The sequence below is a fragment of the Brachybacterium sp. AOP43-C2-M15 genome (genome assembly GCF_052446295.1).
Lineage (GTDB): Bacteria > Actinomycetota > Actinomycetes > Actinomycetales > Dermabacteraceae > Brachybacterium.
In genome coordinates this window covers 56333-68028 of sequence record NZ_JBQSWB010000017.1, presented here as the reverse complement: position 1 = coordinate 68028, position 11696 = coordinate 56333, and the positions used below count along the sequence as shown (strand labels likewise).

Here is an 11696-nt window from a genome sequence, read left to right as displayed (position 1 = left end):
ACGGGCCGACGGGGGAGGGGGTGCTCAGGCGGCGGTGAGCGCCTCGACGACGGCGTCCTCGATGATGTCGAGGCCGCGCTTGAGCTGCTCGTCCGGGATGGTGAGCGCGGGCAGCAGCTTGACGACCTCGTCGGAGGGGCCGGAGGTCTCCACCAGCAGGCCCTCCTCGAAGGCGCGCGCCGCGATCCGCCCGGCGATGTCGCCGGAGGGCATCTGCAGCCCGCGGGCCAGGCCGCGGCCCTTGACCACGAGCTCCTGCTCGGGGAAGCGGGCGGCGATCTGGTTGAAGCGGCTCTCCACGTAGGCGCCCTTGGCGATGGTGGACTTCTCCAGCTCGTCATCGCTCCAGAACAGCTCGATGGCCTTGGTGGCGGTGGCGAAGGCGGGGCCGAAGCCGCGGAAGGTGCCGTTGTGCTCGCCGGGCTCCCAGATGTCGAGCTCGGGCTTGATGAGGGTGAGCGCGAGCGGGTGGCCGTAGCCGCTGATGGACTTCGACAGGGTCACCATGTCGGGCTCGATGCCGGCCTCCTCGAAGCTGAAGAACCCGCCGGTGCGACCGCAGCCCATCTGGATGTCGTCGACGATCAGCAGGATCTCGTGCTCCTTGCAGAGCGTGGCGAGCCCGCGCAGCCAGTCGGCGCGGGCGGCGTTGATGCCGCCCTCGCCCTGCACGGTCTCCACGATCACCGCGGCGGGCTTGTTCAGCCCGGAGCCGCCGTCGGTGAGGAGGCGCTCGAGGTACATGAAGTCCGGCACGACCTGGCCGAAGTAGTCGTCGAAGGGCATCGGGGTGGCGTGCACGAGGGGGATCCCGGCGCCGCCGCGCTTCATCGAGTTGCCGGTGACGGACAGGGCACCGAGGGTCATGCCGTGGAAGCCGTTGGTGAAGCTGACGATCGACTCACGACCGGTGACCTTGCGGGCGAGCTTCAGCGCCGCCTCGACGGCGTTGGTGCCGCCGGGGCCGGGGAACGAGACCTTGTAGTCCAGGCCGCGGGGGCGCAGGATCTTCTCGTCGAAGGTCTGGAGGAACTCGCGGCGCACGTCGGTGAACATGTCCAGGCCGTGCACCACGCGGTCCTCGAGGTAGTGGTCGATGACGACCTTCTTCAGCTCGGGGTTGTTGTGCCCGTAGTTGAGGGTGCCGGCGCCGGCGAAGAAGTCGATGTACTCGCGGCCGTCCTCGGAGGTCAGGACCGAGCCCTTGGCGTGGGTGAACACGGTGGGCCAGCCGCGGGAGTAGCTGCGGACCTGCGACTCGAGCTCGACGGGATCAGCGGTGCGGGGGGCGCCGACGGCCTCGGCCGTCGGCTCGTGCTTGTCGGTGGTGTCGATCGGTGCGGTCATGGTCATGACATCTCCCTGGGTGGTGGTTCGGTGGTCTGTGGGGCAGGCGGGCGCGCGGACGGGCCCCTGCCCAGAGGGTGCGGGCATATGCCCCGGAGGATCAGCTCCCGCGATGCAGCCCGCTGATGACGTGGAGCAGCTCGGCGCCGTGGCCGGCGTCGGGGAAGTGGTGCTCCTCGATCAGCGGCTGGACGTCCTCCTGCGCGCCGTGGCGCTGGGCGAAGGAGGCGAACAGGCGCTGGGACGCGGTGTTGTCCGCGGTGATGGTGGTCTCCAGTGCGGAGACCTGCGGCAGGTCGGCGAGCAGGGCGTCCAGCAGGCGCCCGGCGACCCTCTTCCCGCGCTGGGACTCGTCCACGGCGATCTGCCAGACGAAGAGCGTCTCCGGCGCGGTGGGCCGGAGGTACCCGAGCACGAAGCCGACGGCTGCGTCCTCGTGCACCGCGAGGCGCGAGGTGGCCGCGAAGTCGCGGGCCAGGAGCAGGTAGGCGTAGGAGGTGTTCAGGTCGAGCGTGCCGCTGTCTCGGGCGATCCGCCAGATGGCGGCGCCGTCCTGCAGGGAAGGAGGTCGGATGGCCAGGTCGGAGGAGGCTCCGGTGGTCTGGTCGGTCGAGGAGTGGTGGTCTGCGCTCTGCGTCGTCAACGGGCCCATATCGCGGTCAACGCTATCGAGAGCGGCGACGCTTGTGGACCCCCCGGCCGGGCCGGAGGGGGTGTTCCTCGGAGTGTCGTGACGCAACTGTGACTGCCGGGCATCCGGGGATCGGATTGTCGGACAACCGCGGATCATTCGTGCCGACCTGCAGTGATGCCCTGGCGCGAACGGGCAGATCCGAGCGCGGTGGAGTCGTGCTGTGGCGTGCGTCACGCGACCGCGATGCGGGACACATGCCCGCGCGCGCGAGGGAACAAGGTGCCCGATCGTGGCCCGGGATCGCTCGAACCCCGGACATCCACGACGCCGCCCGATACCGTCGAGGTCATGAACCCCCTCGAATCACTGAACGAGTTCCTCGGCAATGCCGAGGGTTGGCTCTGGACCTGGGCAGGGATGCCCGTGGTCGTCGTGCTCGGCCTCTACTTCACGGTCCGCTCCGGTGCGGTGCAGCTGCGGATGATCCCGGCGATGTTCGGCGCGATCACCCAGAAGCCGCAGCGCGAGAAGGTGGAGGGCGGCGACGGGACCGCCGATCGCACCAAGTCCCTCAGCGCCTTCCAGGCCTTCTCGATCTCCGCCGCAGCGCGCGTGGGCACCGGCAACGTCTCGGGCGTCGCCGGGGCGATCTTCCTGGGCGGCCCCGGCGCCGTGCTGTGGATGTGGATCATGTGCGTGGTCAGCGGCGCCGCGAGCTTCATCGAGTCCACCCTCGCCCAGCTGTGGAAGACCCGCGCCGACGACACCTACAAGGGCGGTCCGGCGTTCTACATCCACCGCGGTCTGGGGTCGCGGGGCTTCGGCGCCTTCTTCGCGGTGCTGTTCATCTTCTGCTTCGCCTTCGCCTTCACCTCGCTGCAGGCGAACACCATCGTCGATGCCGTGACCGGCGCGGTGGCCGTGTACACCGACCCGGAGGGCCTGCCCTGGCTGGCCCCGGTGCTCGGCGTCCTGCTCGCGCTGCTGACCGCCGGCATCATCTTCGGCGGCATGCGCCGCGTGGCCGAGGTCGCGCAGAACATGGTCCCGATCATGGCCGCGCTGTACCTGATCATCGGCATCGTCATCGTCGCCATGAACCTGGGCGAGCTGCCCCGCGTGGTCGGCCAGATCGTCGTCGAGGCCTTCAACCCGCAGGCCGTCATCGGCGGCGGCATCGGCGCCGTGATCGTCAACGGCGTGCAGCGCGGCATGCTCTCCAACGAGGCCGGCATGGGCTCGGTGCCCAACGTCGCGGCCACCGCCTCGGTGAGCCACCCCGTGAAGCAGGGCCTCGTGCAGACCCTCGGCGTCTACTTCGACACGCTGCTGATCTGCTCCATCACCGCCTTCATCGTCCTGGTCTCCTTCCCGGACGTCTCCGCCGGCGGCGAGGGCCTGGTCATGGTGCAGGAGTCGCTGTCCTCGAACCTCGGCGCGTGGGCCGCGATCCTGCTGGCGCTGATCATGTTCCTGCTGGCCTTCACCTCGGTGCTGGGGAACTTCTCCTACGGCGAGGCGAACATGCACTTCCTGACCTCCAAGCGCGGCTGGCACATAGCTTTCGGCGTCGCCGTGGTGGCGCTGGTGCTGATGGGCTCCGTGATCGCCGTGGACCTCGCCTGGACCATCGCCGGGGTGTCCATGGTGTTCATCGCCCTGATCAACCTGGTGGTGATCGCGATCCTCACCCCCACCGCCCTCAAGCTCCTGCGGCACTACAACGCCCAGCGCGCCGAGGGGCTGGACCCGATCTTCCTGGCCTCCGATCTGCCGGAGATCAAGAACGTCGAGGTCTGGGTGGACGAGGACGTCTGCGACTACCAGGACGAGCGGAAGCTGTCCGAGTCCCGCTGACCCTCACCGGATCGGCACCCCGCGGTCGCCTCCCGTTCACCGGGAGGCGGCTCCCGGTCCCTACGCTCCGGCGGCGTGAGCCCTTCTCCTGCCGCACCGGCCGAGCGTCAGCACTGGATGGATCTGCTGCGAGGGGCGGCGGTCCTCCTGGTGATCTCGTACCACCTGCGCCTTCTCGAGCAGAAGTGGGCAGGCTCGTCACCGGAGCTGGTGGTCGGGTTCTCCGATGCGCTGTCGCCCTTCCGGATGCCCGTGCTGCTGTTCGCCTCCGGTCTGCTCCTCGTGCACTCGCTCGAGAAGCCGGCCCGGGCCTCCCTGCGCGGCAAGCTGCGCAGCCTGCTGTGGCCGTGGCTGCTGTGGTCCGCGCTCATGCTGCCCCTCGTGGGATGGGAGAGCGCGGAGCGCCCGCTGTGGTGGCTCAACGGCACGTTCACCTGGTTCCTCGTGGCGCTGTTCCTGTTCCACCTCGTCGGACTGCTCGCCCGTCGGCTTCACCCCGGTGGGCTCGCCCTGGCGTTCGCGGTGGCGTGGGCGGCGCTGCCCCTGGCCGGCCTCGAGCTCCACATGGTGGGGCTCCGGCCGGACAAGCTCCTCTACTACGCGGTGTTCTTCTTCGCCGGTGCCGCGCTGCGCCGCACCCTCGAGCAGCACACCCTCCCGTGGCCCGTCCTCGGCCTCGGACTGCTCGTCGCCGCCGGCTGGGCGGTGCACGCCCACGACGCAGGCGGCACGCCGACCCCGCCCGTGCTGGCACACCTGGTGGTGCTGATCGCGCTGGTCTCCGTCGTCGGGATCCTCCGCAGGATGCCGCGGCTGCGGGCGCTGCGGCCCCTGGAACGGCTGGGCCGGCACTCGATCGTGCCCTACCTCGTGCACGTGCCCGTGATGGAGCTCCTCTGCCGGTATGCGGACCTTCCGCCCACCGTGGTCTCGCACCTGATCCTGTACGCGCTCACGCTGGGGGTGTGCGTCCTCGCCCTCCTGCTGCGGCCGGTGACGGGGATCCTCTACACGTTTCCCGCGCGGCGGCGCGGGCGGCATCCCGCCGCGCATCCCTCGCCGCGTTCCGTGCCGGGGCTCTCCGCGCTGGTCGGCGCCCCGGCGCGAGCGTCCGTCGCAGGGACGGCGCGCCGGTAGGATGGTCGCGCTCGCTTGGCGGGCGCGGGCCTGTAGCTCAGTCGGTAGAGCATCGGACTTTTAATCCGCGGGTCGAGGGTTCGATCCCCTCCGGGCCCACCGCAGGTCAGGCCGGGGAAGTTTCCTCTAGGGGAAGTGCTCAGGGCCGACGTTGACAGCAGCTTTGACAGCAACGCGGCTGTGCGGATGGAGCTTGACGCAAATTGGCAGCAGTGATCATGCGGTCGTGGGGCCGCAGTCGGAGCTCGACGCACAGACGCTAAGCGAGAAGGCTGAACCCGGAGCACAGAGGAGCGACTGTGAAGGCTGCTGAATGGAAGAGGCGACCCGATGGGACGCTCCGGGCGTCGATCGGCATTCTTGTCTGGCTGCTGTCGACTATTGTTGCCGCCGCCTTGGCGAGTTCGTATGCGTTTGACGGGACGAGTCAGCTCTGCGGGGTGGTGCTCGGGTTCTTAGTCCTCTGTCTGTTGTCTGTGGGAGTCTTCCGAGGGCCGAAGGAACAGGAGGCTAGCTGGCTCGTGCGTGCATGCATGGAAGCGATGCGCTGGCAGCTCTTGGTCGCGTCCATCGTCGGCGCCATCGGGCTCACCGCCGTGGTCGAACGGCACAGCGAGCCAGTTCGTGAAGCACTCGGCGACAACTTTGGTCTTGCCTGGATCGTCCTCATATTCGCGGCCTCAGGGGCTGGAGCTGGGAGGGTGCTGACACGAAGCTACGCGGTCGCGGTTGAAGCCCGAGAGGAACGTGAAGCCCGTGAGGCGATGGCCCGCGCGGTTGCTCTTGCAGTGCGTGACTCCGACGACGAGTGGAGTGACGTCATGGCGAAAGCTATTGGTCGAGAGGTAGCTGAGGCCATTCGTCATGGACAGCCAGCGAAGGTGTCTCTATGGGCCCGAATCTTCGGACGCTGAGGACGCGACTGCCGCAATATAGAGCGTCAGGAACTCAAGAGGCGGCTCCGCCGCCGCGAGGTGCCGGTGACCTCGTGTCCTCGCTACGCTGCGGGCCTCGGCTCGCCGGCACCTCGCCAATACTCCGATTCGCCTCCGACCACCGCAACAGTGTCGATACACGTCGCTCGCGAGGTCGCCGGGACCGCGTCGGAAACAGCCGACGATCCGGTGAGAGCCGCGTCAACTCCCGGAGGCTACTCGCGCCCCGTCTCCGCTACTGACATCCTTGAGGCATGGAAGATAGCAGCGGTGTCCCGCCGGATGAGGAGAGCGCTGCCGACGCGTCCGAGGAAGAGCCTTCTGGTGGGGACTCAGTCGAGTCTGAAGAGCAAGTAAGGCAAGTTCGTGAAGCTTTGGCTGAGCTAGATCGAGTAAGCCCGTTGACTTCGGCGGGGGTTTACGCTGCGATGCAATCGTGGCTTGCACATACTGCTGGAGTTCGGGAAGCCAGTCTGGACGGAATCAGCCAAGCCCTTCGTCAAGCCGCTGGGACAGCGGACCTGCCGATGAAGCGAATCAGCGACCAGATTCTGAAGTCTATTGCGCCGCTGAATGATTCATTAATCAGGTCAATGGAGGGGTGGTTGCCAGACTTTAGGCCATTGTCTAATCCTCGCCTATACGCGACTGGCCCGACTCCCAAAGCAGCCTACTCTTCGGACATGTCTTCGCCGGGGGCCTACTTTCAGGAGCGTGAGATTCTTATTGAGTCATTTGAGGGATTAAATAGAGCCATAGTAGCGCTAATATCAAAGGCGGAGTCTCTTCAGTTAGTTTGGCGTGGCCAGCAGGACGCCTCCTGGGCCATGAATAGTTCTTTGTTTCGGAGACTAAAGGCCAGCAACAAGGTAAAGGATCCAGGGCCCAGGGTGCGGGGCGCTCAGCCCTTCCCCACGGAGGATCAGATGGTCTCGGCAGAGACGGAAATACTTCGCGTGGCGAGGGAGGACTGGCGCCTTGACGGACTTTCGGCTTTAGAGACTTTCGCGAGAATTCAGCATGCAGGCGGGACTTCTCGTTTGATCGACGTCACTAAGAACCCGTTCATTGGTGCTTGGTTTGCCTGTGAGGAGAGCCCCGACACTGACAACAAAGATGCGCGGCTCTTTGCGTTCGCTACGACCCCGCCTCTAGCGGATGGTCGAACCATTCCAGGTGTGCAAATAAGTCTGGACCGTGATTGGAGTGGCCACCTCCCTCCTTGGCACCTCTGGGATGACTCCGAGAAGCGTCGGGACTTCGATTGGGGCACCGGCTCTCGTCGGCGCCTTTGGGTTCCGCCAAATTATGATTCGCGTATAGCGGCCCAGAATGCGGCCTTCCTTATTGACGGGGTTCCTCTCCCGACGAAATCGGCCTCCTACTTCCCGAGCCCGTCAGGTTACTGGACGCATGCAGACATTTTGGCGGCGGGCTCGATCTATATGAAGACCGCGCACCCTGCGCGGAAACCGAGATCGAATATGCACAACTTTGCACCCACGTTTACGTTCCGCATTACAGCAAGTGCGAAACTGGAGATTCGAAGCATTTTGACTGAGCGCTTCGGCTACACAACGTCTTACATATATCCCGATGTTGCAAAGCTTGCCGAATGGGTCAACTCAATGGAGTTACCCGGAAGGGAGGCGATGCTCTGATTCGGACTGAGTGGCATGACGGCAACGCTGACGGCACCTCGGTGGAGTGTGGACAGCCCGGCCGGACAGCGCGAATGTGGTGATCTGCTGGAACATGCTCCCGGATGCGAGCGTACTCAATATTGGTCGAGTCGGGACTGGTCTCCGGAAGCGACTTCGTCAGTATCAAAAGTTCGGCGAAGACTCCGGGATGAATCACAAGGGAGGGCGATCGATCTGGCAGTTGGCAGGCGCCGAATGCGAGACCGTCGCGTGGCGTCAGTTTCCCACCATGTTCGACGGTCCCAGCACGCGGAACTCTAAATCGGGACGTGTTGCGCGTTTTCAGCAGGCGCATGGTGAAGCGAAGCCCTTCGCCAATCGAGTGATGTAGCTCAGGGTGCTTCGTAAGAACTGCTGCCCCAACGGCCGCTGAAGATATTCGCTCAGACTCGGGGTCCTCAGCGGACGACGCGTAGGAACCGGAAATTGTAGTCAGTGTGACTTACCTTCGAAGCTCTGTCAGTGCATTTTCGCATTGATTCACCACATGTGGCTGGTCCGCCTCGCGACCGAAATCGCGAAGCTTGCGCACGTTCTTCACCCAGGCACGAAGGTCAACTCCCTTGCTCCGACGCGTGACTGCCTGTGCAACCCGATTCCAATCTTCCTCCGACCAAGGGGAAGCGGAATCTAGCCGACTCGCCGCCACGATGGCACTGAAGTGGAGTACAGCATGCTCCGCAGGTAGCTCCTCGATCCCGTCCGCATACTGGCGAAATCGTTCGAAGGAGGTGGTGAAGGTGCGCTCTCCGTGACCTGTGGAAAGACGTATCTGTGCACGCTCCACTGAATCGGGGAAGATCGCGCTAAGTGCGGCAGCAAGCGTCATCCAGTCCGGTTCCGGCCCGCTCGCCTGGATCGTTAGCGCGTCAGAGTCCACGTGGACGGCAACGCAGTCGAGGTCGTAGGTTCCGAGGAACAGAGCCACTGCGGCATGACGGTCTCGGGGGGCCAAATATGCGTCGTTGGATAGATCAGCTCCGAGGCGAGTCATGGCAAGCGTCACGCCGACGAATGTCGCCATCGTCGCTTCGAAGTATGCGAGGACTCGGTCCACAAAATTTTCGATCGTGAACGTTTCGTCGCCGATTCGGATTCCATCTTCCACCACGTCTACCCCTGCGTGCCCACCGGCGTTCCTCAGTGCGGGGGCGAGGTTCTCATTCAGCAGCAAATCGGGGTGCGCCGAAGCCGCCTTCTTAGCAACATGGCCACCACTCTTGCTAACCAGGTGGCTGTACTCTTCTAGGGAACTTGCCAGCAAAGTCGCGAGGGCGTGCCGGAGGACTCCGTCTCGCCAGGTAGCCACGGCACTGGCTGCGCTATGTGCGACCTCGAGCTCGCTGCTCCCGTCCGCCGTTATCGCATGGTGCATCGTCATGGCGCCACCCGCGAGGTAGGCCGCTGCGCGTGCATGGGAGCGCTGCCACTCGTCCGACTCTGCGAGGGCGAAACTTCCTGCCGTCGTCGCATCGTCGGCCACGCCGACGGCCGCAGCGAATGCTTCGAGGTCGAATAGGCTTTGCGCCATGAGAAGGATGGTCCGCGACTGGAGCCCCATCCCTGGCATGGCGGCATCCCAGGAGACCCCGGATGACAGATTGGCGTCGAGCTCGGCCACGGTCGATTCCCAGCCAACGCTCAAGCGCGCTTCACGCCCGATACGATTCAAGCTCTCCACAGGGGATCCGCTCGCGAATGTCTCTTCCGCTGCGTCTAGCTCACCGATCTCTTCAAGTACGTCTTCGGCTTCACGGATGAGCTGATTGCCTTGCTGCGCGATCTCTTGAGCCGCATGGATGTCAGGCGCGCTGAGTGCGTCAACAAAGAGTTCAACACCTTGTGTGAACGTGCCAAGCGCCCGGCTGATCGTCTTGCCACGATTCCGTTGCGGTCGCGGTAGCTGATTTCCCCAGCTCGCCACTAGCTGGTCCATATCGCCAAAGGCGGCGACCAGTGCGTCGGCGGTGCGGCTGGACCTCGACGCGTCGGATAACGCCCGGAGCACGCCATTGAGCGACCTGCCGAAGTCTGTACCGAGCGAGCCTGTGTCGGGGGAAACAGTGTGGTCGGGCACTTTACGGCGAGACCTGAACTCTGCTACAACGCGTTCGCGACGCTGGAGCTCGTACTGGACCTCGTGTACCTTAGGCCGCTCCCCGCAGTCGGGGCAGGTCCGCGCGAGAAGCCGCTCCCCTCCGCATCTCCCGCATGTGATTGTCCCGAACTTCAGTTGCATTCCCTTGCTCGACCGCGTCTTACCCACGCTTCGTCCTCTCGATAACTGTGTTCACTCTGTACCGCTGAGTACACCACTCGGTGCCGACAAACGAAGGGGTTCGGCATTTTCGGATGACTGCACCGGTACTCAGTGCCACTCGCCTGCATCAGTCCCGCGAGCTAGTTCTAGTCCTCAACGAGGTCTCGCCAGGGCAGGGTGGAGCTCCTCGCTTCAAACGCAGCAGTGTCTGACAGCAACGGTGACAGCAACGCGATGGCGTCCGTGGGTCTCGGCCCGGCGGTGCGAGCACTCTGACCAGCTGGAATATGCAGGACTGCCCTCGCGAGGACGGACTTTTGATCCGCGGGTCGAGGGTTCGATCCTCTCCGGGCCCACTGCTGGTCAGAGCGGAGATGTGTCCTCTAGGGAGAGGTCTCGCGACCGGCGGTGACGGCAACGTGGCTGTGCCGGAGGCGCAAACACTAGGGATTACGGCTTCTCGAGCCACGCCTTCCGGGGACCTTCCTCGCTGCTCAGTGGGTGGCTCTCAGTTCTGCCCGGGGTGACGGTGTAGTGCCCCCGGGGCAACCGCCGTGGACTAGTGTCTAGCGCATGCGTAAAGGACTGGTCCTTGCAGGCGTCGTTACAGCGGGAGTTCTGGTCTGGGGTGAGTGGCAGAACCGCCGATGGTCACGAACGTTTGTCAACGACCCGCCTGGAACCTCCGAGGCGATCGTAGTGTTGGGCTTCAAGAACCCTCAACGAGATGCCAACTTGATCAACAGGATCCGCGTTCAAGTAGCTCTCCGCTCCATAGATCCCGCTGCAGAGACGCGACTGATCTTCAGCGGGGGGCTCACGACAGCGTCGCTCTCGGAAGCCCGAGTGATGGCCGACTACGCCGTGAACACCCTGGGGTACCAAGGCGCCTATCTGCTTGAGGAGGAGAGCCACACAACCTGGGAGAACATCACCAACATGATCCCGATGGTCGAGGGTGTTGACCGAATTGCAATCGCTTCGCTACCTGCCCACGCTCTCAAAGCGCGGGTATACGTGCGGCGACAGCGGCCCGACCTGGCCTCCAAGCTGCGTGGAGCTGCCGACTACAAGTTCGGCGAGTGGGTCGCGCTCAAGCCGGTTCTCGCCGCCTACGGGCTACGCACGTTGCGGTCGGTGCGAGAAGACCTGCGATGAGTCGGAGGGGAGGTGTCCCCCACGGTCGAGTAGCGCGGGAACAACCGGGAGCGTCGGAATGCGACGCCCCTCGCGCAACTAGCGCCTTAAAGGGTCGGACTAGCGCAGGCGAGCGGGGGCCTCGCTGGGATCCTGCTGTCTACAGCATGCGGTAGGAGCGGATTCGCTGCACGAGCGCGGCAATCTGGGTCGCGTCGGTCGTCTTCTGGGCATCGACCACTAGTGCCTTCTCGCCGATCGGGGGTTCGAAGCCTGTCCGGTGGTCGTGGAGAACAGCATCGGTCACGTCCGGGCGGCCGTGGGACTGCCTGTTGGCGCGCACACGGGCGTGCTGAAGTTCGGGGCTGATCTGGACCCACACGATCACGAACGGGGCGCCGGACTGGTCGGCGATTTCCCGCCAGCCGTCCCTGACGAACCGCGGTGACCCGGTGTCATCAACGACGACATGGCGACCTGCGCGCAGTAGTTCGCGACCACGCTCGTGCGCGACCCGGTTGGTCTCGGCCCATTCCTCCAACGGGATGCCCTGGCCACCGTGCAGGCCGCGTTCCTCGTTGATGAGGTCGAGGCTGACGAGGCTCGCTGGCAGCGCCTCTGCCAGACTGGCCGCAAGGGTGCTCTTGCCAGCGAAGGAGAGTCCGCACATCAGCGCCATGGTCATC

General features: G+C 65.0%; 9 protein-coding genes and 1 tRNA gene. 6 read left to right on the top strand and 4 right to left on the bottom strand.

From position 1 onward, the window contains the following. Positions 1-24: 24 nt before the first annotated feature. Positions 25-1353 (bottom strand): diaminobutyrate--2-oxoglutarate transaminase, encoded by a 1329-nt coding sequence (gene ectB, locus ACT3SP_RS16025; protein ID WP_444588302.1) that lies wholly within the window; start codon positions 1351-1353, stop codon positions 25-27. 94 nt (positions 1354-1447) lie between these two features. Beyond that, positions 1448-1999 (bottom strand): diaminobutyrate acetyltransferase, encoded by a 552-nt coding sequence (ectA, locus tag ACT3SP_RS16020; RefSeq protein ID WP_444588301.1) that lies wholly within the window; start codon positions 1997-1999, stop codon positions 1448-1450. A gap of 330 nt (positions 2000-2329) precedes the next feature. Here ectA and ACT3SP_RS16015 point away from each other — a divergent pair, with 330 nt between their 5' ends. The 5 genes from ACT3SP_RS16015 (at position 2330) to ACT3SP_RS15995 (ending at position 7571) form a co-directional block, all read left to right on the top strand. Continuing rightward, on the top strand, positions 2330-3838 hold the full coding sequence (locus tag ACT3SP_RS16015) for an alanine/glycine:cation symporter family protein (RefSeq protein ID WP_444588300.1): 1509 nt from the start codon (positions 2330-2332) through the stop codon (positions 3836-3838). A gap of 75 nt (positions 3839-3913) precedes the next feature. Continuing rightward, entirely contained in the window at positions 3914-4975 is a 1062-nt protein-coding gene (locus tag ACT3SP_RS16010; protein WP_444588299.1) for an acyltransferase family protein, read from the top strand. Between the two features lie 26 nt (positions 4976-5001). Next, positions 5002-5074 (top strand) — tRNA-Lys (locus ACT3SP_RS16005). Between the two features lie 200 nt (positions 5075-5274). Further along, positions 5275-5889, top strand: a complete 615-nt coding sequence (locus tag ACT3SP_RS16000) for a hypothetical protein (protein ID WP_444588298.1) — start codon at positions 5275-5277, stop codon at positions 5887-5889. A 704-nt stretch (positions 5890-6593) separates the two neighbouring features. Next, on the top strand, positions 6594-7571 hold the full coding sequence (locus tag ACT3SP_RS15995) for an FRG domain-containing protein (RefSeq protein WP_444588297.1): 978 nt from the start codon (positions 6594-6596) through the stop codon (positions 7569-7571). Positions 7572-8055: 484 nt separating this feature from the next. Here ACT3SP_RS15995 and ACT3SP_RS15990 read toward each other — a convergent pair whose 3' ends face one another. Beyond that, on the bottom strand, positions 8056-9690 hold the full coding sequence (locus tag ACT3SP_RS15990; RefSeq protein ID WP_444588296.1) for a hypothetical protein: 1635 nt from the start codon (positions 9688-9690) through the stop codon (positions 8056-8058). A 756-nt stretch (positions 9691-10446) separates the two neighbouring features. Between ACT3SP_RS15990 and ACT3SP_RS15985 the strand changes: the two genes are divergently transcribed. After that, positions 10447-11031: a YdcF family protein gene (locus ACT3SP_RS15985; RefSeq protein ID WP_444588295.1), complete on the top strand. Its 585-nt coding sequence runs from the start codon at positions 10447-10449 to the stop codon at positions 11029-11031. A gap of 139 nt (positions 11032-11170) precedes the next feature. Here ACT3SP_RS15985 and ACT3SP_RS15980 read toward each other — a convergent pair whose 3' ends face one another. Then, complete coding sequence (locus ACT3SP_RS15980) at positions 11171-11695, bottom strand: AAA family ATPase (RefSeq protein ID WP_444588294.1); 525 nt, start codon at positions 11693-11695, stop codon at positions 11171-11173. Position 11696: the final 1 nt, after the last annotated feature.